Below are 19,874 nucleotides of genomic sequence, written 5' to 3' on the forward strand. Positions count from 1 at the left end.
TCTCAGTCCAGGGCCGCCGCGAAACTGGCTTGGCCAAGCCGCTGGCGGCGTCCCCCTGAGGGGAAGGCGCCGCAGGCGACTCAGGGGGCTACCTCACACTCGTTTCCAGCGTCTGGTCGCGGGTGAACTTGAAGCGGGCGACCATGGCCACCTGGTCGGCCTTGGCACGCATTTCGGGGGTGAAGTGGCCAAACGGGGCTGCCGAACGGGCGATGGCTTCGGCCCGGCGGTCCAGGGCGCCCTTGCCAGAGCCTTGCACCACTTCGGTGGAGAGCACGCGCCCGTCGTGGTTGACGGTGACGATCATGATCAGCTCGCCGTAGAGCTTTTTGCCGCCCTGTTCGGGGAAGTTCTCGGTGCCCTTGTCTTCCACCTTGCGGCGCAGCGCGTCGTAGTAGATCGCGTAGGCCTCTTCGCGCGTGGCGGGGCTGATGTAGCGCTTTTTGGGGCGCGAGTTTTCTTCGTTGATGCGCTTTTCAATCTCGGCCAGCAGCTTGACGAGCTGGCGGCGCTTTTCCTCTTGCGACATCTGCTCGCCGCTGTCGCTTTGTTTGCGTGGGTCGGGCTCGGGCATGGTGGCCAGCTGCTTGCGCAGTTGCGTGAGCAGCTGGGTTTGCTGCTCTTGCATCGCGTCCATCTTGCGCTGCATCTCTTCAAAGTCGTCGCCCACCGCCGTCAGGGCCGAGTAGGGCAGGGGGCTGGTGGCCCGGCCCTGGGCCGCTTCACCGCCGCCCGCCAGGTTGGACTGGGCGATGGCCTGGGCTTTTTCGGGCCGTTCGTTGGACTTGGCGTTGACCAGGATGACTTCCAGCGGCGTGTCCTGGAACACGCGGTTGAAGCCCTCGGGGTCGATGAAGCGCACTGAGATGAGGGCCGCGTGCACGGCCACCGACACGCCCAGTGCAATCTGCAGCGTGCTGAAGGAGCGAAAGAGCGAGCGGAGGTTCACGGCGTTGGGTGGTCAGCGTTGGCGTTGGTGGGGGTGTCGGCCTCATTGACGTCCACGGCAATGGCGATGGGGCCAGCCACGGCTTCGTCGTCGCCGTCGTCTTCCAGGGGCGCATCATCGCTGGCATCGGCGGGGTCGTCCAGCCGCTCGAGCACGGTGCCGTGCAGGTCCAGCGTGATTTCGTCCACCTCGCCCAGCTTGACTTTGAGGCGCGCGCCGCGCGGCAGGTTTTGCGCACCCAGCACGGGGAAGACCAGCGGAATGTCGTCAGCCCGCACCAAAAAGCTGCCGCCGGGGCCTTCCTTGAAGACGGTGGCGTTCAGCTCGGTGATGCCGTTTTGCTCGACGTATTTGAGCGTCCAGAAGCGTTCCATGCCTGCCTGGTAGCCGTTGTAGGCGCTGTAGGCGCCGTCAAAGCTGCTGATGATGGAGAACAGGTCCGCATCCTTGGGCTTGAACGGCGCTGCCAGCGCGGCCGTGGCGCCGTGGCGCGCGCAGGCAATGATTTGCCACTGGTTGACCAGGTCGGTGTAGCGGCGCAGGGGCGACGTGGCCCACGAATAGGCTTTGACGCCAATGCCCGCGTGCGGCAGCGCTTTGGTGCCCATGCGCACCTTCACGCCCGGCGCCATGCTGGCCTGGCTGCGGTAGATGCCGGGCACACCCAGCTCGGCCATCCAACTGCCCCAGGTGCTGTTGGCCACGATCATGGCCTCGGCCACGATCAGGTCGAGCGGCGCGCCGCGCTGGCGCACGCTGATTTGCACTTGCTCGTGGCCCGTGGGCTCGGCGCCGTTGTTGCCCACCAGACGGAAGTTGTAGTCCGGCCGGTTGAAGTTCTCGGGCTTGCCGCGTACCACTTCGCGACGGGCCTTGAGCTCTTTGGCCAGTCGGTGCAAAAAGGATAGCTGCGGGCGCAGGTCAGACAAGCGCTGCGGGTCGTTTTGGTGCTCAAACGCTGGGTTACTGAGCCATTCTTCGGTCACCACGCTGTCGAGCTGGTCGTGGCGCAGGTTGGCGGCCACGTGCACGCGCTCGAGCTTGGTCTCAGAGCCCTTGAACTCCAGCGTGGCCTCGTCGATGGTGACGTACAGCGACACGGCCGGGTTCGCGCGGCCTTCGTCCAGCGTGTAGGTCTGCACCACGTCGTCGGGCAGCATGGTGATCTTGTAGCCCGGCATGTACACCGTGGACAGGCGCGCACGGCCCAACTGGTCGATGGCGCTGCCCGGCTGGATGGCCAGGCCGGGCGCAGCGATGTGGATGCCCAGCACCACGGTGCCGGTGCCCAGGCCTTGTACCGACAGCGCATCGTCGATTTCGGTGGTCTGCGAGTCGTCGATGGAATACGCCTGCGCGGTGGACAGCGGCAGTTCGTCGGCAATGGCCGGTGCCGTGACGGCCGGAAAGCCCGTGCCCTTGGGGAAGTTCTCGAACAAAAAGCGCTTCCAGTGGAACTGGTAGGCGGAGTCGATAGCGCCAGCCTTTTGCAGCAGATCGAGCGGTGCGGTGTGCGTGGCGCGGCTGGCTTCGACCACGGCCTTGTACTCGGGCGCGTTCTTGTCGGGCTTGAACAGGATTTTGTAGAGCTGCTCGCGGATGGGCTGTGGGCATTCGCCCCGGCCCAGGGCCGCGGCCCACTCGTCGATTTGCGCCAGGAGGGCTTTTTTCTTCTCGATGGCAGCCAATGCCTGCTGCAGGATCTCGGCCGAGGCCTTCTTGAACCGGCCCTTGCCCGCACGGCGGAAGTAGTGGGGCGCGTCGTACAAGCGGAACAGCGCGCCTGCCTGCTGGACCAGGGTGGCGTTCTCGGAAAAATAGTCGCGCGCCAGGTCGGCAAAGCCAAAGTCGTCCTCGGGCGCGAATTCCCAGGCCAAGTCCAGCTCAATGCTCTCGGCCACGGCTTGCGCCTGGGCGATCAGCTCGGACGGCGCGGGTTTTTCAAATCGCAAAAGGATGTTGGCGGCCTTGACCTTGACCCGCTTGCCCGAATCGAGCTCGACTTGGGCGGAGCTTTCCGCCTCGGACAGGATACGTCCGGCCATGAATTTGCCGGCTTCTTCAAACAGTGCATGCATCCGGGGATTCTCCCATGGGCGATCAGGTGCTCTGGTTACCGTTGGCTGCAAGGTTGTTTTTTGGCCGCGCGGCGGTGGGCGCCCACCGTGTCACCTCATCTTGGTCGGTTTTTGGGTTTTTGCTATTTATTTGATAGCTGCTTGCGCTTATCTAAAAAGCGCTAGAGGCCTATTTGGCAGGGATTGTGCGGATCGCCACTATCATCCCCACCCTTCACCCCGTCTTTTCGGCCCCTGGCCCCATCTCCCGCGCGTTTTTCTGCGCGGCTTTAGCGCGTTCCCCGCCGATTTCGCGAACCCTTGCCGATGCCGTTCCCTGCTTTTGCAATGCCTTTGGGCGTGTTTGCCGTGCTGGCCGTGGCCCTGCCGTTTTTGTTTGCGGTGACGGCGCCGCCGTCGCCCAACTTCTGGCCACTGGTGTTTGCCTGGGGTTGTGGCGGCGTGCTGGCGGTGGGGGCGCTGGTGCGGGGTGCCCAGGTGCAGACCCGTGCGCAGGGCGGCCGCCTGTACCGGCAGGCCGCCCTGGTTTTGGCCTGGGGCCTGCTGCTGGCGGCTGTGGTGGGGAGCGTGGTGGGCTTGCTGCAGTACCTGGGGCAGAGCCCTGGGGCTCGCCGTGGATTCACCCCTCCAGCCCGGGGCAGGCGGTGGGCAACCTGCGCCAGCGCAACCAGCAGGCCACGCTGATGGCCATGGGGGTGTGGGCGCTGCTGTGGCTGTGGGTGCGTACCGCGCAGGCCGCCCCGCGCTGGCACCGCACCGGGCGTGGCTGGGCGCGCTGGCTGGGGGTGTCTTTGGCGGCGCAGCTGCCGCTGCTGGCCTTGGCATCGGCGGCCACGGTGTCGCGCACCGGGGCGCTGCAGTGGGGCGTGATGGTGGTCTTGCTGTGCCTGTGGCGCGGCACGCCCGCCAGGCGCGCCTTGCCCGTGGCGCTGCTGGGCCTGGCGGTGTATGTGCTGGCGGCCTGGGCCTTGCCCCAGGTGCTGCTGCACCTGACCGGGGTGCAGGGCGAGGGGCTGTTTGCGCGCCTGGCAGGCGATGGGCGCCAGTGCGCCAGCCGCCAGGTGCTGTGGTCGAACATGCTGCACCTGATTTCGCTCAAGCCCTGGACGGGCTGGGGCTGGGGCGAGATGGGTTATGCCCACTATGTGACGCTGTTCCCGGACGAGCGCTTTTGCATGCTGCTGGACAACGCCCACAACCTGCCCCTGCACCTGGCCGTGGAACTGGGCCTGCCCACCGCACTGCTGCTGTGCGTGGGGGGCGCCACGGTGGTGGCCCGTGCGCGCCCCTGGCGCGAGACCGACCCCGTGCGCCAACTGGCCTGGGGCTTGCTGGCCCTGGTGGGTGCGCACAGCTTGCTTGAATATCCGCTGTGGTACGGCCCCTTCCAGGTGGCGACGGTGTTTGCGCTGCTGTTGTTGCTGGGGCGCTGCGGTGGGGGCTGGGCGCGGAGGGGTTGGTGGCCAGGTTGGTGGCTGTGGCGCCTCGGGGCGTTGGCCTGCCTGTTGGGTGTGGGCTTGCTGGCCACGGCGGCCTACCAGTACCGCACCGTGAGCCAGCTTTACAAACCGGCGGACCAGCGCCCGGCAGCCCTGCGCGATGTGCGCGCCGTGCCCGTGCCTTCGGGCACCCTGTTCCCGGACCAGGTGCGCTTTGCCTGGCTCACCACGCATGCGCTGACGGCGGCCAACGCCCCACAGATGCATGCCGCAGCACTGGCGTTGCTGCATTTTTCGCCCGAACCCCGGGTGGTCGAGAAGCTCATCGCCAGTGCCCAGGCCCTGGGGCGCGACGATGAGGTGGCCTTCCATGTGCAGCGCTACCGCATCGCCTACCCGGCAGACCATGCGCGCTGGCTGGCCTCTGAATCCGCGCGGGCGGCCGCCGATGGCGCTGAAGACATCACAGAGGAGCGGGAGCCTGGGGCCAGCGCTTCTCCTTGAGCAAGCGCGGAGTCCCCTCTAAGCCAGGTCCAGAAAGCGGGTGATGCGGGGCAGGTGGTCTTCAAAGTCGCTCAGCGCATGCTCGCCGCCCTCCAGCAGGCACAGCTCGGCCTGGGGGTAGCGGGCTGTCATTTCGCGCCAGTCCAGCACCTCGTCGCCCTTGGCGATGATGGCCAGCTCGGGCGCCCGGGCGGGTTGGCCGCGCAGGTCCAGCGCTTGCAACTCGGCAATGTATTCCGGGAGAAAGTAAAACCGCTCCTCGGGGTTTTGCCAGGTGGTCTGCTCGCCGATGTAGCGCGCCAGGTCGCGGGCCGGGTCCACGGCGGGGTTCAGCATCACACTGAGGCAGCCCGCATGCTGGGCCACCCAGCTGGCGTAAAACCCGCCCAGTGACGATCCGATCACGCCCATCGCCTCCCGAGGCCATTGGGCAATGCCCTGTACCACCAACGCCATCGCTGCCTGGGGCGATGGCGGCAACTGGGGGCACCAAAAGGTGACCGCTGGATGGTGCTGCGCCACATGGGCCGCCATCTGGCGCGCCTTGGCCGAGGCGGGTGAAGAACGAAAGCCGTGCAGGTACAGGAGGTGGGTGGTGGTCATGGAGGCACGCAGGGGACGGATGGCATGGGGCAGGGGAATCACTGCTTTTTGCGGGGTGGCTCAGGCATAAGATATTCGGCACAAGGTGCGCTGCGCCGTGCAGTGCCTTGTTTTGCTACCTGCACCATGACCGATTTTGCCCCGCTTTCCGCTGCCAGACGATGGGCGCTCGGATCAGGCGACAAGCCTCCCGCCTCACTGGGCCGGTTTGAGTTAAAGACGCAACTGGGCCGCGGTGCCCAGGCCACGGTGTGGCTGGCGGTGGACCCGCGCCTGCAGCGCGAGGTGGCCATCAAGCTCATGCGCCCCTTGCAGGACCAGGACCCCTCCGTACTGGAGCCGTGGCTGCGCGAGGCGCGCCATGTGGGGCGCCTGGCCCACCCCAATATCGTTCCGGTGTTCGAGGCCGATGTGCAGGGCCTGCAGCCCTACATCGTGTTTGAGTATGTGCCTGGCCGCACGCTGGCCGCGCACCTGGCCCAGCAAGGTCGTTGCACGCCGCACGATGCCGTGGCGTTCATGCTGGAGGTGCTGGATGGCCTGCAAGCGGCGCACCAGGCGGGCATCGTGCACCGCGACCTCAAGCCCTCCAACATCATGGTCGATGTCCACCGCCATGCCCGGGTGATGGATTTTGGCGTGGCGGCGCCGGTGCAGGGTGCGTCCGATCCGCAGCAGATCAGCGGCACACCTGCCTACATGGCCCCGGAAGCCGTCGAAGGCGCCGCACCCACCCCGGCCATGGATGTGTATTCCGCCGCGTTGGTGCTGATTGAACTGCTCACGGGCAAACCCCTTATTCACCAGACGGACCCTTGGCAGGCGCTGTACCGCGTGGCCCATGAAGACCTGGCGCTGCCTGACGACCTGGGGCCGGGCGTGGACGACGGCCTGCGGGCCATTTTGCAGCGCGGCATGGCGCGCCGACCCAGCGAGCGCTATGCATCAGCGGCCGAGTTTCGCGATGCGCTGCGCGCCTGGGCCGCCCCGGCGAGCGCCCCCACGGCGGCGAGCAATGCCACGCTGGATTTTTTGCTGCGGCGCATGCGCCACAAAAGCGATTTCCCTGCGCTGTCGGATTCGGTGGCGCGTATCCAGCGCGTGGCCAACTCGGAAGACGACAGCATCAGCGACCTGACCCACGAAATACTGAAAGACGTGGCGCTGACCAACAAGCTGCTGCGCCTGGTCAACAGCGTGCATTACGCCCACGCCAGCCGGGGCACCATCAGCACGGTGTCGCGTGCGGTGAGCCTGGTGGGCTTCAATGCCGTGCGCAACATGGCCCTGAGCCTGGTGCTGCTGGACCATATGCAGGACAAGGCCCACGCCAGCCAGATGCGCGAAGAGTTTTTGCGCGCCATGATGGCCGGGTCGGTGGCGGCGGAGCTGTGCAGCACCAGCCAGGCCGCCGAGGAGGCCTTCATTGGCGCCATGTTCCAGAACCTGGGGCGCATGTTGTGCGAGTTTTACTTTCCCGAGGAGGCCCGGCAGGTGCGCAGCCTGGTGGCCTCGGGGCGGATGGAGGGCGGCGAGGAGTCGGCCGCTTTGCAGGTGCTGGGGCTGGGGTTTGAGGACCTGGGCGTGGGGGTCGCCCGTGTCTGGGGGCTGCCTGAGAGCCTGCAGCGTTGCATGCGCAAGCCGCTGGGCTCGCCCACGCAGCGCGCCCCCGAGCAAGGGGTGGAGCGCTTGCGCTGGGCGGCCATGGCCGCCAACGAGGTGGCCAGTGCGCTGCTGTTCAGTGAACCAGCCCAACTGGAGGCACAGTTGGCGCAGGTCGGCACCCGCTACGCGCGCACACTGGCCTTGTCGGCCGAGGCGATTGCAGAAGCCACCTTGCGTGCGCGCCACAAACTGGTGGCACTGGCCGAGGCGCTGGACTTGCGGGTGGAGCCAGGATCGCCCGCGGCCCGGTTGCTCAAGCTCCCCCTGGCAGCTGGTGCCGTGGCGGCGCCTGATGACGCCATCAGGTCCCATGAACTCAAGGCCAGCGAGAGCCAGCCCCTGCCTGCCGTGCTGGCATCCCAGGCCGGTGGCGCGGTGTCGGTGGCGCAGGTCAATGAAGTGCTGGCCGCAGGCATTCAGGACATCACCAATGCCATGGTGGACAGCTTTCAGCTCAACGACGTGCTGCGCATGATCTTGGAGACCATGTTCCGCGCGCTGGGTTTTCGGCGCATGGTGTTTTGCCTGCGCGACGCCAAGACGGAAGTGCTGACTGGTCGGTTTGGTCTGGGCGAAGGCAGCGAGGTGGCCGTGCGCGCCATGAAGGTGCCGCTCAAGGCCCCGGGCGACCTTTTTGCGGCCGTGTGCCTGCGCGGCGCCGATACGCTCATCAACGACGCCACAGAGCCGCGCATGCAGGCACGCCTGCCGCAGTGGTACCTGGGCGGCATCAACGCGCCTTCGTTCTTGCTGCTGCCGCTTCAGATCAAGGGGCAGACTTTTGCACTCATTTACGCCGACCAGTCTGCGGTGGGCGGCATTGTGGTGGATGACAAGGCCCTGGGCTTGCTGCGCACACTGCGCAACCAGGCGGTGATGGCCTTTCGGCAAGCGGGCTGAGGTCAGGCAGCCCGATAATCGCGGGATGGCCGCCGTTTTTGAAAAGACCTCGCTCTCGCAGCGCGTACTGCCCCTGTTCAGGGGGTTTGACCTGCCCTTGCTCCTTGTGGTGCTGATGCTGGCGTGCGCCGGGTTGGTGGCCATGTACTCCTCGGGTTACGACCACGGCACGCGGTTTGCAGACCATGGGCGCAACATGCTGATCGCCGCCACCCTCTTGTTTTTGGTGGCACAGGTGCCGCCCCAAAAGATCATGGTCTTTGCCGTGCCGCTCTATGCCGCAGGCGTGGCGCTGCTGTTTGCTGTGGCACTGTTTGGCATTACCAAGAAGGGGGCGACCCGCTGGTTGAGCATCGGCGTCACGCAAATCCAGCCCAGCGAGATTTTGAAAATCGCCATGCCCTTGATGCTGGCCTGGTGGTTCCAGAAGCGCGAGGGGCAATTGCGCCCGCTGGACTTTGCTGCCGCCGGGCTGCTGCTGGCCATGCCCGTGGGCCTGATCATGAAGCAGCCAGACCTGGGCACCTCGCTGCTGGTGCTGGCGGCGGGGCTGTCGGTGATCTTTTTTGCGGGCTTGTCCTGGAAACTGGTGCTGCCCCCCGTGGTGTTGGGCGGCATTGGCATCGCGCTCATCGTGTGGTTTGAGCCGCAACTGTGCGCCGATGGGGTGCGCTGGCCCGTGCTGCACGACTACCAGCAGCAGCGCATCTGCACCCTGCTGGACCCCACCCGCGACCCGCTGGGCAAGGGCTTTCACATCATCCAGGGCATGATCGCCATCGGCTCCGGCGGCATCACCGGCAAGGGCTTCATGGCGGGCACGCAGACGCACCTGGAGTTCATCCCCGAGCGCACCACCGACTTCATCTTTGCAGCCTATTCCGAAGAGTTTGGCCTGGCCGGCAACCTGTTTCTGGTCGTGTGCTTTTTGATGCTGGTCTGGCGTGGGCTGTACATCGCCCTGGGCGCCACCACCCTGTTTGGCCGCCTCATGGCCGGGGCGGTGTCGATGATTTTCTTCACCTACGCCTTTGTGAACATGGGCATGGTCAGCGGCATCTTGCCCGTGGTGGGGGTGCCGCTGCCGTTCGTCAGTTATGGCGGCACAGCCATGGTCACGCTGGGGATGGCGCTGGGGATTTTGATGTCGGTGGCGCGGGCGCAGCGCCAGGAGCCAGAGAAGGCGCGCACGCCGCTGTAGCGTTCACTCACTTTGCCTGTGGCCCCTGCGCAGAGCCCGCCGCAGCGTAGGGACAAGGGTCGCCACCCTTGCCGGACTGGGGGGCTGCGGTTAAAAACCGGGCTGTTGGTTTTCACATCCCCTGGAGGTGTTTCCGATGGCAGCGAAGTTTGAGCTCAAGAAGACGACCAATGACAAGTTCGTTTTCAACCTGCTGGCCTCCAATGGCCAGGTGATTTTGACCAGCGAGACCTATGACTCGCACGCGGGTGCCCTGCAGGGCATCGAGTCAGTCAAAAAGCATGCCCCGAACGACACCCGCTACGGTCGGCTGTGTGCCCGCAACGGTGCCCCTTATTTCACCCTCAAGGCGGCCAATGGCCAGGTGATTGGCCAAAGCCAGATGTACGCGGGCGCCAAGGCCCGTGATGCCGGGATTGAGGCAGTGCAAAGCCACGCGCTGGCGGCCAGCCTGCATGACCTGACGGCGCCATAGGCTTCGGCTACCCGCTGGGGGCCTGTTTCCCCCTTGCGCCGCGCGGGCGGGGCAGGGCGCCTAAAATGCAGCGATGACCTTTCGCTCCTCTACTGCTGCGCCCCAGCGTGCCGCCACCACCCAACGCATCGATGTCGCCCGTGAACTGCTCCTGACGCCCTTTGGGCTGGACGAAGGGCACTTGGCGCGTGCTCTGGCAGAAATCCGCGCCCACCAGGTGGACGACGCGGACCTGTACTTCCAGTACACCCGCAGCGAAGGCTGGAGCCTGGAAGAGGGGATCGTGAAAACCGGCTCCTTCAGCATCGACCAGGGTGTGGGCGTGCGCGCCGTCAGTGGCGAGAAGACCGCATTTGCGTATTCCGACGATATTTCTGAAGCCTCGCTGCTGGACGCCGCGCGCACGGTGCGCTCGATCTCGTCAGCGGCACAGGGTGGCCGGGTGCGTGTGCCCGCCAAGAAGATCGCTACCAGCCGCAGCCTCTACCAGGGCGTGGACCCGATTGCCTCGCTGGACAGCATCGCCAAGGTGGCCCTGCTGGAGCGCCTGGAGCAGCGCGCCCGCGCCAAAGACCCGCGCGTGGCCCAGGTCATGGCCGGGCTGGCCAGTGAATACGACGTGGTGCTGGTGGCCCGTGCCGACGGCACGCTGGCGGCCGATGTGCGCCCGCTGGTGCGCCTGTCGATCACGGTGATTGCCGAGCAAAACGGCCGCCGCGAAGTGGGATCGGCCGGCGGTGGTGGCCGCTTTGGCCTGGCGTATTTCGACGACGCCTTGCTGGGCAAGTATGTGGACGAGGCTGTGAACGCAGCCTTGGTGAATCTGGAGTCGCGCCCCGCACCGGCGGGCGAAATGACCGTGGTGCTGGGTTCGGGCTGGCCTGGCATTTTGCTGCACGAGGCAGTGGGACATGGCCTGGAAGGGGACTTCAACCGCAAGGGCTCCAGCGCCTTCAGCGGCCGCATTGGCCAGCGCGTGGCCGCCAAGGGCGTGACGGTGCTGGACGACGGCACCATTGCCGACCGCCGTGGTTCGCTGAACGTGGACGACGAGGGCAACCCCAGCCAGCGCAATGTGCTGATCGAGGACGGCATCTTGAAGGGCTACATCCAGGATTCGCTCAACGCCCGCCTCATGGGTGTGGCCCCACGGGCAATGGCCGCCGCGAAAGCTACGCCCACATCCCCATGCCCCGCATGACCAACACCTACATGCTGGGTGGCGACAAGGACCCGCAGGAAATCATTGCCAGCATCAAAAAGGGGCTTTACGCGAGCAACTTTGGTGGCGGCCAGGTGGACATCACTTCGGGCAAGTTTGTGTTCTCTGCCAGCGAAGCCTATTGGGTGGAAAACGGCAAGATCCAGTACCCCGTCAAAGGCGCCACCATCGTGGGCAGCGGCCCTGAGTCGCTCAAGAAGGTGACCATGATCGGCAATGACATGCGCCTGGACAGCGGCGTAGGCACCTGCGGCAAGGAAGGCCAGAGCGTGCCCGTGGGCGTGGGCCAGCCCACGCTGCGCATCGAAGGCCTGACCGTGGGCGGCACCGCCTGATGTGATGGCGGCGTGACCCCCGTGCGGGCTTAAAAACCTGTTCACAGTAGCTTGCTCTGGGGGGCGTGTGTTGGTTGCGCGCCTTGGCGAGTGGGTAAACCTCTCCACAGATGCCACAGCCCGGCGCAAAATGGTCGTATGCCCGCGTCGCGCACCCTTTTGCCGCAAAGTCTCCAGTCGTTCGGGGACATCAGCCGCTTTTTGCGCGAAGGGGTGGCCGACGAAGACTCCCGCCAGCTGCGCGACAGCCTGGGCCATTTGTCGGGGCTGATTGAAGACGCCGTGCGCACACGACGCACCAGCACCGACACCGAGGCCATTCAGCGCACAGCGGGGGCCTTGTTTCAGGGGGCTCGCGAGCACCAGTTGCTACTGACGGGGCTGGGCTCTGCTTGGCATGGCTTGTACGAATTCACCGCCTACCAGCGTGCCCTGTGGGAGCTGCGCACCGCCATCGCCGCCTGGAAGGAGGCGCTGGAGCAGCGCCACGCCAGCGAGGCGATCTGCTTCGATAAATTCGAGCTGCTGGCCTGGCGCACCCTGGGCGAGGCGCTGCTGTTGATCGACATGTACGAGTGCGACGGGCGCGTGGAAACGCCCACGGAGCAGAGTTCCGCACGCCCACCGCCTTCTTGGTGGCAGCGTGCGCGCCGCTGGTTGGGGCGGGGCAGCTGAACGGCGGTGGGGTGCCTTTGCGCGCCGCTCAGCGCGCCAAAATCCGAATTCCAGTCGCTTGGTAGTAACCCTTGGCTGCGCGATTTTGTGTGGCTTTTTGGGCCCAGCTTTGCGCAACGGGCTTGCGGAACCACCCGGGGGCTGTGCTACATTGATCGACATGCAAGTTCGCAGCGCGTTTTATTTTTGGTTTTTTATCTCGGTCCTAGGCGGATGAGAGGAAAACGCGCAAGCAACTAAAACACCTCCCCATACCAACCGCCGCAGCTGCAAAGCCCGGCGGTTTTTGTTTTTTCAGCCCCCTGTTTTTCACCCTTTCAATCCACACGAGGAAGCCAACATGAGCGTGCAAGCCAATCCCACCAGCGATGCCTGGTACCGCAGCGTCGACAAAACCAGCCAGACCGACGACGAACGTATCAAGGACATCACCGTGTTGCCTCCTCCAGAGCATCTGATCCGCTTTTTCCCCATCAGCAATACGCCGGTGGAAGGGCTCATCAGCCAGACCCGCAAGAACATCCACAACATCATGGCCGGCCAGGACGACCGCCTGCTGGTCATCATTGGCCCTTGCTCCATCCACGACCCTGTGGCCGCGCTCGACTACGCCCGCCGCCTGAAGGTGGTGCGTGAGCAGTACAAGGACATGTTGGAGATTGTGATGCGCGTGTACTTCGAAAAGCCTCGCACCACCGTGGGCTGGAAGGGCCTGATCAACGACCCCTACCTCGATGAAACCTACCGCATCGACGAAGGCCTGCGCATCGCGCGCCAGTTGCTCATCGACATCAACCGCCTGGGCATGCCTGCGGGCAGCGAGTTCCTGGATGTGATCTCGCCCCAGTACATCGGTGACCTTATCAGCTGGGGCGCCATCGGCGCACGCACCACCGAAAGCCAGGTGCACCGCGAGCTGGCCTCGGGCATCTCGGCACCCATTGGCTTCAAGAACGGCACGGACGGCAACATCCGCATCGCCACCGACGCCATCCAATCGGCCAGTCGGGGCCACCACTTCCTGTCGGTGCACAAGAATGGCCAGGTGGCCATCGTCAACACCAATGGCAACAAGGACTGCCACGTCATCCTGCGCGGCGGCAAGACGCCCAACTACGACGCCGCCAGTGTGGCCGTAGCCTGCAAGGACCTGGAAGCCGCCAAACTGCCCGCCACGCTGATGGTGGACTGCAGCCACGCCAACAGCAGCAAGCAGCACGAGCGTCAGCTCGATGTAGCGCGCGACATTGGTGGCCAGATCGCCAGCGGCTCGCGCAGCGTGTTTGGCGTGATGATCGAAAGCCACATCAATGCCGGTGCGCAAAAGTTCACCCCCGGCAAGGACGATGCTTGCGCGCTGGAATACGGCAAGAGCATCACCGACGCCTGCCTGGGCTGGGACGACTCGCTGGCCGCGTTGGCCGACCTGTCGGCCGCCGTGCAGGCGCGCCGCGCACGCTGAGATGGGGGCGGGGTGGCGTTGTGTGGAGGGCTGCTGTGTCAGGGAAAAGACCCAGGCAGCGGCCCTGGCGCAGCGTGTAAGCTCTGTTGACGGAGAGTCGTCGGAGAGCGGCCAGGCGCGCAGCCCGGCCGCTTTTTCAAGGGCTCTTTGAACCAGTTTTCACCCTCCCGACGCATTCAATAAGAGGTACCCCATGCACAGTGAAGTATCGGTCCGCCTGGCGGCAGACCAGGAGTTTCGTTTTGACCTGGCAGGCGCCGAGCCCATGGCCCACGAGGCTGGGCGCCTGTGGCTGGACGAGCAATTCACCGCACTCGACTGCGAACCCCTGCGCGCCAGTGGCAAGGTGCTGCTGGCCGACAAGGTGTTGACTGTGGCGCAGGCCGCAGGTGCCAGCTTGCTGTCGCAGCCTGACTGGGGCCAGCGGTTTGCACGCGCTGCCAGTGCCGCACTGGCCCGCCCCATTGTGCGGGTGGACGTGCCCGCCATGGCCGTGACCTATTGAGTCGGCCTACCCATGCAGACTCTGCCCATAAGGTGGCAGAGCATTTGAAAGAAAAATAGCTTCTAGCGCACTATCTATAAGCGCTAGAAGCTATTGTTTTTATAGCGCGTGACATGCGCTGATCGAGCGGGCAGTGGGGAGAATCCTTAACCCCTCAGCGATTCCAGCAGGCGCGCGTGGATGCCGCCGAAGCCGCCATTGCTCATGCACACGATGTGATCGCCCGGGCGGGCTGCTTGGGTGACCTGCGTGACCAGTGTGGCAATGTCTGGCGCGGTTTGGGCGCGCTGGCCGGGGCCTACGCCCAGCGGGGCGAGGGCGGCGGCGGCATCCCAGTCCAGCCCGGCGGTGTGGCAAAACGCCAGGTCGGCAGGCTCCAGCGCCCAGGGCAGTTGGCTTTTCATGGCGCCCAGCTTCATGGTGTTGCTGCGGGGCTCGAACACGGCCAGGATGCGTGCCTCAGGGCTCAGGCTGCGGCGCAGCCCGTCCAGTGTGGTGCGCAGGGCCGTGGGGTGGTGGGCAAAGTCGTCGTACACGGCAATGCCGCGCACCGTGCCGCGCAGCTCCATGCGGCGCTTCACGTTCTCAAACTGGCCCAGGGCCGCAGCGGCCACTGCGGGCGCCACCCCCACATCGTGCGCCGCTGCAATGGCAGCCAGGGCGTTGAGCTGGTTGTGCACGCCGGTCAGCGCCCACTCCACCCGCGCCACCTTGGCGCCTTGGTGCAGCACATCAAAAGCCTGCGGGTTGCCCTCGGCGCTGAAGTCGCTCACGGTGGCTCCAAAGCTGCTCACCTGGCTCCAGCAGCCAGTGTTCAGCACGCGGGTCAGGCTTTCTTCCAGCCCATTGGCCACCACGCGGCCCGAAGGCGGCACGGTGCGCACCAGGTGGTGGAACTGGCGCTCGATGGCGGCCAAGTCATCAAAAATGTCGGCGTGGTCAAACTCCAGGTTGTTCAGCACCGCCGTGCGGGGGCGGTAGTGCACAAACTTGCTGCGCTTGTCGAAGAAGGCGGTGTCGTACTCGTCGGCCTCGATCACGAACAGTGGGCGTTGGCCTTGCGCGCCCGGGCCGGGCTGAGGGCGCTGGCTGGCGCCCAGCCGGGCCGAGATGCCGAAGTTCAGCGGCACCCCGCCGATCAGGAAGCCAGGCTGCAATCCGGCGCTTTCCAGAATCCACGAGAGCATGGAGGTGGTCGTGGTCTTGCCATGCGTGCCCGCCACGGCCAGCACATGGCGGCTTTGCAGCACATGCTCGGCCAGCCATTGGGGGCCGCTGGTGTAAGGCAGTCCCGCATCCAAAATGGCTTCCATCAGCGGAAACTTCGGGCTGCCATCGGCCAGCCGGGCGCGGCTGACCACGTTGCCCACCACAAACATGTCGGGCTGCAGCGCAAGCTGGTCGGCGCCAAAGCCTTCGATCAGCTCAATGCCCAGGGCGCGCAGCTGGTCGCTCATGGGGGGGTAGACCCCGGCATCGCAGCCCGTGACCTTGTGCCCTGCCTCGCGGGCCAGAGCCGCCAGGCCGCCCATGAAGGTTCCGCAAATTCCGAGAATGTGTATGTGCATGGCCGGGGATTCTAATGAGGGCCTGCAGGGCTCTGGGGCCGGGTCGGCGCTCAGGCCAAGAGTCCGCACCCCTGCGGTGCCGATGTCCCTCTGAAGAGGTAGCAGGGGCGCGGAAATCTGCAGGGGGCGTTGCACCCCCTGCGGTGATCAGGCCTGGGTGTAGGCCGTCTTGACGGTGGTGTAGAACTCGGCAGCGTAGCGGCCTTGCTCGCGCGAGCCGTAGCTGCTGCCCTTGCGGCCACCGAACGGCACGTGGTAGTCCACCCCGGCGGTGGGCAGGTTCACCATCACCATGCCCGCTTGGGCGTGGCGCTTAAAGTGCGTGGCGTGCTTGAGGCTGGTGGTGGCAATGCCGCTGGCCAGGCCAAAAGGTGTGTCGTTGGCCAAGGCCAGGGCCTCGTCGTAGCCCTTGACGCGCTGCACGCTCACCACGGGGCCAAAGATTTCTTCGCGGTTGATGCGCATCTCGGGCGTGGTTTCTGTGAACAGGGCGGGGCGCAGGTAGTAGCCCGGGGCGCCGTCGGCGTTGGTGGCCAGGGCTTCGCCGCCGTGCAGCTTGGCGCCTTCCTTCTGGCCGATGGCGATGTACTCCAGGTCTTGCGCCAGCTGGCGGTCGTCTACCACAGGGCCGATGTCGGTGCCAGCCTTGCGGGCATCGTCCACCTTCAGGGTCTTCATCTTCTCGACCATGGCGGCCACGAAGCGGTCATGGATGCCTTCGGTCACGATCACGCGGCTGCTGGCGGTGCAGCGCTGGCCGGTGGAGAAGAAGCCGCTGTTCAGCGCAGCGCCCACGGCCACGTTCAGGTCGGCATCGTCCAGCACCACAAAGGGGTTCTTGCCGCCCATCTCCAGCTGCACTTTGGCGCCACGGCCCACACAGGCAGCGGCCACGCGCTGGCCGGTGCCGACAGAGCCGGTGAAGCTCACACCTGCGATGCGCTCGTCTTCAAGCAGCACGGCGCCCACTTCAGAGCCACGGCCCATCACCAGGTTGAACACGCCTGCGGGCAGACCTGCGCGGTGCAGGATGTCGGCCAGCGCCCAGGCCGAGCCGGGCACCACTTCTGCGGGCTTGAACACCACGGTGTTGCCGTAGGCCAGGGCCGGGGCAATCTTCCACGCAGGAATGGCGATGGGGAAGTTCCAGGGGGTGATCAGACCGATCACGCCCAGAGGCTCGCGGGTGATTTCCACGCCCACGCCAGGGCGCACCGAGGGCAGCACCTCGCCACCGGGGCGCAGGGCCTCACCGGCGAAGAACTTGAAGATGGCCGCAGCGCGGCCCACTTCGCCAATGGCTTCGGGCAAGGTCTTGCCTTCCTCACGGGCCAGCAGGTCGCCCAGTTCGGCCTTGCGGGCGATGATTTCGTTGCCGACAGCGTCCAGGATGTCAAAGCGCTGCTGGGGTGTGGACAGGCTCCATGCCGGGAAGGCGGCATGTGCGGCGGCCACGGCTTCCAGCGCCTGCTCGCGGCTGGCGACGGCGTAGTCGCCGATCATGTCGCGGGTGTCAGACGGGTTGGTGTTTTGGTAGGTGCGGACGCCTTCGGTCCATTGGCCGCCGATGAGGTTTTGTTTCATGGTCACTTGGGTGGGTTGGTGAGAAGAAAAAGGGAAGAAGCGGTTGATAGCGTTGAGTGGCTTGGGATAGCGTTCAATACGCGGCAGAGACCAGTTGTCCCGTGCGTTCAAACGCCTCCAGGTTGTCCATCACCCGCTGGCCCATGGCCTGGCGGGTTTCGTGCGTAGCGCTGGCAATGTGCGGCAGCAGCACCACGTTGTCCATGCCCAGCAGGGCTTCGGGCACCTGGGGCTCGTTCTCGAACACGTCGAGCCCGGCACCGGCAATACGGCCGTCTTGCAGGGCGCGGATCAGCGCGGCTTCATCCACCACCGTGCCGCGCGCCACGTTGACCAGGAAGCTGCGGGCCCCCAGGGCGTTGAGCACGGCTTCGTTGATGAGATGGCGGGTGGCCGGGCCGCCGGAGGTGACCACCACCAGGAAGTCGCACCAGGCGGCCAACTCGACCAGCGAAGGCTCGTGCGCCCAGGGCACCCCGGCTACGGGGCGGCGCGTGTGGTAGCGCACTTCCATGTCAAAGCCGAGGCCGCGGCGCGCGATGGTCTGCCCGATGCGGCCCAGCCCCACCACGCCCATGCGGGCGCCGCTGACCTTGCGGCCCAGTCCAAAACTGTTGCCACCCAGGCGGGCCCATTGCCCAGCGCGCACAAAGCGGTCGGCCTCGGCCGTGCGGCGGGCCACGTCCAGCACCAGCGCAAACGCGGTGTCGGCCACGCAGTCGTTGAGCACATCGGGGGTATAGCCCACAGCAATGCCCCGGGCCTTGGCCGCATCGACCGGCACCTTGTCCAGGCCCACCCCAAAGCTGGAAATCACCTTGACCGAGGGCAGTGCGGCCAGGTGCTGGGCCGACAAGCCAATCGCTGCACTGGTGACCACGGCATCAAACTGTGCTCCTTGCGCAGCCAGGAAGGCGGCCGGATCGGGTTCGTCGGTCAGGCGGTGCACGTTGTAGCGGGCGTGCAGGGCTTGTTCCAGCGCGGGTACCAATTTGCCAGCCTGGAGGATGCGGTTCAAGGTGTGCATGGAGTGGGTTCAGTGCAGTGGGTGCGGCGATTGGGCTGGGGGCTCAGGTGGGGCGCACGGCCTGGCGGGCCAGCAGACGCCATTGGCCGCCATCTTTTTGCCAGACGGTCAGTACCTTGATGGTGACGCTACCAGGGGTGCCACGGTCATTGGTGGCACCCGCCAGGGTGTGGCGCACCACGGCCACGTTGCCCGAGATGCTGATGGTCTGGTCCGAGAGCGTGATGGAGACAAAGTCAGAAGACTTGTCCATCAGCGCGCCGATGAAGCTCGCTTGCGTGTCTACCTTGCCGCCCGAGTGCCCATAGCTCAGCAGGGGGCTGGTCAGGCCGGTCAGCGTGGCCTGGTCCGGGTCGACCATGGCGACGCGCAGCTTCTCTACGACCGAAGCCACGGCTTGTTCTTCGGCAGAAGCCTGGGCGTGGGCCACCAGGGGGGCGGTGACCAGCGCAGCGGCCAGGGTCACGCCTTGTGCGCAGCGCAGGCTCCAGCGGGAATTGAATGGGTTCATGGTTGTCTCCTCAGGATGGTGGTGGGAAAAGCAGAAAGCCCCAGAGGGCTGGGGCCGGGATGGCGCTTGGAACCTGTTCAGAAGTTCGTGCGCCTTTTGGTTATGCGTTCTGCGTGGGGCGATTTACTGGGGGCCCAGGGGGGCCATCAGTGCGCGCAGTTGCTCGACTTCAGCGGGCTTGAGGTCGGACAGCGGTGGGCGCACGGGGCCAGCGCTGTGGCCGATGATGGTGGCGCCAGCCTTCACGATCGACACGGCGTAGCCTTCACCTTGGTTGCGCAGGGCAATGTAGGGGATGAAGAAGTCGCGGATCAGGCGGTCGCAGGTGGCGGTGTCGCCAGCAGCGTGGGCGTTGTAGAACTCCATCGCCGTCTTGGGGATGAAGTTGAACACGGCCGACGAGTACACGGGGCAGCCCATGGCTTTGTAGGCACCGGCAAACAGCTCGGCGGTGGGCAGGCCGCCCAGGTAGGCGAAGCGGTCACCCAGCGTTTGGCGGATGCTGACGAACTTCTCGATGTCGCCAAAGCCGTCCTTGAAGCCGATCAGGTTGGGGCACGTGTCGGCCAGCACTTGCAGGCTGGCTGGGGTCAGGCGGCAGCCGCCACGGTTGTAGACCACCACGCCAAACTTCACGCTCTTGCACACGGCTTGCACGTGGGCAATCAGGCCTTCCTGGCTGGCTTCTGTCAGGTAGTGGGGCAGCAGCAAAATGCCCTGGGCGCCCAGGCGCTCGGCTTCTTGTGCATATTGAATGGCCAGAGTGGTGCCGCCGCCAGCGCCCGCGATGATGGGGGTGCGGTTCTTGCACGTGGCCAAAGCCACCTTGATCACCTCGCTGTACTCGCCTGGCTCCAGCGAGAAGAACTCACCTGTGCCGCCTGCGGCGAACAGGGCCGAAGCGCCGTAGGGCTGCAGCCATTCCAGGCGGTCAGCGTAGGGCTTGGGGGCAAAGCGCAGGTTGCTGTCGAAGTCGGTCAGCGGGAAGGACAGCAGGCCAGCTTGCAATACGCTTTTGAGTTCTTGAGGGGACATGGTCGGGCTCCGTAGGAATGAAAAGGGTGGAATTCCTGCTACCAGCTAAGAACAGCGGCTCAGTGGCCTGGTCTCAGGAACATGAGGGATTCATGTTGTATGTCATCGTACAACATGAATCGCAAAAATAGTGTTC

The 19,874-nt window shown here is 65.5% G+C and carries 16 protein-coding genes and 1 pseudogene; 9 read left to right on the forward strand and 8 right to left on the reverse strand.

All coding sequences use genetic code 11. The features are described 5' to 3' along the window. Positions 1 to 88: 88 nt before the first annotated feature. Together EAG14_RS04365 and EAG14_RS04370 are read right to left on the reverse strand one after the other, a co-directional pair. Positions 89 to 949 (reverse strand): energy transducer TonB, encoded by an 861-nt coding sequence (locus tag EAG14_RS04365; protein WP_099656482.1) that lies wholly within the window; start codon positions 947 to 949, stop codon positions 89 to 91. Beyond that, positions 946 to 3,027, reverse strand: coding sequence for a ribonuclease catalytic domain-containing protein (locus EAG14_RS04370; protein WP_121728173.1), 2,082 nt, complete (start codon positions 3,025 to 3,027; stop codon positions 946 to 948). Before EAG14_RS04370 ends, EAG14_RS04365 begins: the two co-directional genes overlap by 4 nt. A 327-nt stretch (positions 3,028 to 3,354) precedes the next feature. Between EAG14_RS04370 and EAG14_RS23200 the strand changes: the two genes are divergently transcribed. Together EAG14_RS23200 and EAG14_RS04375 are read left to right on the forward strand one after the other, a co-directional pair. Beyond that, the gene (locus EAG14_RS23200; RefSeq protein ID WP_240456935.1) at positions 3,355 to 3,711 is read left to right on the forward strand and encodes a hypothetical protein; all 357 of its coding nucleotides are present in this window, start codon (positions 3,355 to 3,357) and stop codon (positions 3,709 to 3,711) included. Continuing rightward, positions 3,672 to 4,970, forward strand: a complete 1,299-nt coding sequence (locus EAG14_RS04375; RefSeq protein ID WP_240456936.1) for a Wzy polymerase domain-containing protein — start codon at positions 3,672 to 3,674, stop codon at positions 4,968 to 4,970. Before EAG14_RS23200 ends, EAG14_RS04375 begins: the two co-directional genes overlap by 40 nt. 18 nt (positions 4,971 to 4,988) lie before the next feature. Here the strand turns inward: EAG14_RS04375 and EAG14_RS04380 are convergent, their stop codons facing one another. After that, entirely contained in the window at positions 4,989 to 5,573 is a 585-nt protein-coding gene (locus EAG14_RS04380; protein ID WP_121728174.1) for a YqiA/YcfP family alpha/beta fold hydrolase, read from the reverse strand. Positions 5,574 to 5,699: 126 nt separating this feature from the next. Between EAG14_RS04380 and EAG14_RS04385 the strand changes: the two genes are divergently transcribed. The 7 genes and pseudogenes from EAG14_RS04385 (at position 5,700) to EAG14_RS04415 (ending at position 14,013) form a co-directional block, all read left to right on the forward strand. Further along, the gene (locus EAG14_RS04385; protein WP_121728175.1) at positions 5,700 to 8,138 is read left to right on the forward strand and encodes a serine/threonine protein kinase; all 2,439 of its coding nucleotides are present in this window, start codon (positions 5,700 to 5,702) and stop codon (positions 8,136 to 8,138) included. A gap of 25 nt (positions 8,139 to 8,163) precedes the next feature. Beyond that, a complete protein-coding gene (gene rodA / locus EAG14_RS04390) occupies positions 8,164 to 9,339 on the forward strand; it encodes a rod shape-determining protein RodA (RefSeq protein WP_121728176.1) in 1,176 nt (391 codons plus the stop codon). Between the two features lie 136 nt (positions 9,340 to 9,475). Then, positions 9,476 to 9,814 carry a YegP family protein gene (locus EAG14_RS04395; protein ID WP_099656476.1) on the forward strand — a complete coding sequence of 113 codons (339 nt, stop codon included), beginning with the start codon at positions 9,476 to 9,478 and terminating at the stop codon, positions 9,812 to 9,814. Between the two features lie 73 nt (positions 9,815 to 9,887). Next, positions 9,888 to 11,371: pseudogene (gene tldD, locus EAG14_RS04400) on the forward strand (metalloprotease TldD). Between the two features lie 138 nt (positions 11,372 to 11,509). Further along, positions 11,510 to 12,046, forward strand: coding sequence for a hypothetical protein (locus EAG14_RS04405; protein ID WP_121728177.1), 537 nt, complete (start codon positions 11,510 to 11,512; stop codon positions 12,044 to 12,046). Positions 12,047 to 12,386: 340 nt separating this feature from the next. Next, positions 12,387 to 13,508 (forward strand): 3-deoxy-7-phosphoheptulonate synthase, encoded by a 1,122-nt coding sequence (locus EAG14_RS04410; protein ID WP_121728178.1) that lies wholly within the window; start codon positions 12,387 to 12,389, stop codon positions 13,506 to 13,508. Between the two features lie 193 nt (positions 13,509 to 13,701). Continuing rightward, the gene (locus EAG14_RS04415; RefSeq protein ID WP_099656472.1) at positions 13,702 to 14,013 is read left to right on the forward strand and encodes a hypothetical protein; all 312 of its coding nucleotides are present in this window, start codon (positions 13,702 to 13,704) and stop codon (positions 14,011 to 14,013) included. A 146-nt stretch (positions 14,014 to 14,159) separates the two neighbouring features. On the opposite strand, the gene mpl is transcribed toward EAG14_RS04415, so the two are convergent. The 5 genes from mpl to kdgD all read right to left on the reverse strand — a co-directional run bounded on the left by mpl (position 14,160) and on the right by kdgD (position 19,738). Continuing rightward, positions 14,160 to 15,581 (reverse strand): UDP-N-acetylmuramate:L-alanyl-gamma-D-glutamyl-meso-diaminopimelate ligase, encoded by a 1,422-nt coding sequence (mpl, locus tag EAG14_RS04420; RefSeq protein ID WP_099741898.1) that lies wholly within the window; start codon positions 15,579 to 15,581, stop codon positions 14,160 to 14,162. A 147-nt stretch (positions 15,582 to 15,728) separates the two neighbouring features. After that, complete coding sequence (locus tag EAG14_RS04425) at positions 15,729 to 17,165, reverse strand: aldehyde dehydrogenase family protein (RefSeq protein ID WP_121728179.1); 1,437 nt, start codon at positions 17,163 to 17,165, stop codon at positions 15,729 to 15,731. Between the two features lie 73 nt (positions 17,166 to 17,238). Further along, on the reverse strand, positions 17,239 to 18,192 hold the full coding sequence (locus tag EAG14_RS04430; protein ID WP_121728180.1) for a 2-hydroxyacid dehydrogenase: 954 nt from the start codon (positions 18,190 to 18,192) through the stop codon (positions 17,239 to 17,241). A 43-nt stretch (positions 18,193 to 18,235) separates the two neighbouring features. Continuing rightward, the gene (locus EAG14_RS04435) at positions 18,236 to 18,703 is read right to left on the reverse strand and encodes a nuclear transport factor 2 family protein (RefSeq protein ID WP_121728181.1); all 468 of its coding nucleotides are present in this window, start codon (positions 18,701 to 18,703) and stop codon (positions 18,236 to 18,238) included. Between the two features lie 123 nt (positions 18,704 to 18,826). Then, positions 18,827 to 19,738, reverse strand: coding sequence for a 5-dehydro-4-deoxyglucarate dehydratase (gene kdgD / locus EAG14_RS04440; protein WP_099656467.1), 912 nt, complete (start codon positions 19,736 to 19,738; stop codon positions 18,827 to 18,829). Positions 19,739 to 19,874 lie beyond the last annotated feature (136 nt).

Origin of the sequence: Acidovorax sp. 1608163, from assembly GCF_003669015.1 — a bacterium.
Lineage (GTDB): Bacteria > Pseudomonadota > Gammaproteobacteria > Burkholderiales > Burkholderiaceae_C > Acidovorax.

Bases quoted from the DNA above. Each gene is read 5' to 3' on its own strand.
- kdgD (WP_099656467.1), bottom strand. From the start codon at position 19,738: ATGTCCCCTCAAGAACTCAAAAGCGTATTGCAAGCTGGCCTGCTGTCC.
- EAG14_RS04430 (WP_121728180.1), bottom strand. From the start codon at position 18,192: ATGCACACCTTGAACCGCATCCTCCAGGCTGGCAAATTGGTACCCGCG.
- EAG14_RS04415 (WP_099656472.1), top strand. From the start codon at position 13,702: ATGCACAGTGAAGTATCGGTCCGCCTGGCGGCAGACCAGGAGTTTCGT.
- EAG14_RS04385 (WP_121728175.1), top strand. From the start codon at position 5,700: ATGACCGATTTTGCCCCGCTTTCCGCTGCCAGACGATGGGCGCTCGGA.
- EAG14_RS04435 (WP_121728181.1), bottom strand. From the start codon at position 18,703: ATGAACCCATTCAATTCCCGCTGGAGCCTGCGCTGCGCACAAGGCGTG.
- EAG14_RS04405 (WP_121728177.1), top strand. From the start codon at position 11,510: ATGCCCGCGTCGCGCACCCTTTTGCCGCAAAGTCTCCAGTCGTTCGGG.
- rodA (WP_121728176.1), top strand. From the start codon at position 8,164: ATGGCCGCCGTTTTTGAAAAGACCTCGCTCTCGCAGCGCGTACTGCCC.
- mpl (WP_099741898.1), bottom strand. From the start codon at position 15,581: ATGCACATACACATTCTCGGAATTTGCGGAACCTTCATGGGCGGCCTG.
- EAG14_RS23200 (WP_240456935.1), top strand. From the start codon at position 3,355: ATGCCTTTGGGCGTGTTTGCCGTGCTGGCCGTGGCCCTGCCGTTTTTG.
- EAG14_RS04380 (WP_121728174.1), bottom strand. From the start codon at position 5,573: ATGACCACCACCCACCTCCTGTACCTGCACGGCTTTCGTTCTTCACCC.
- EAG14_RS04370 (WP_121728173.1), bottom strand. From the start codon at position 3,027: ATGCATGCACTGTTTGAAGAAGCCGGCAAATTCATGGCCGGACGTATC.
- EAG14_RS04395 (WP_099656476.1), top strand. From the start codon at position 9,476: ATGGCAGCGAAGTTTGAGCTCAAGAAGACGACCAATGACAAGTTCGTT.
- EAG14_RS04410 (WP_121728178.1), top strand. From the start codon at position 12,387: ATGAGCGTGCAAGCCAATCCCACCAGCGATGCCTGGTACCGCAGCGTC.
- EAG14_RS04425 (WP_121728179.1), bottom strand. From the start codon at position 17,165: ATGAAACAAAACCTCATCGGCGGCCAATGGACCGAAGGCGTCCGCACC.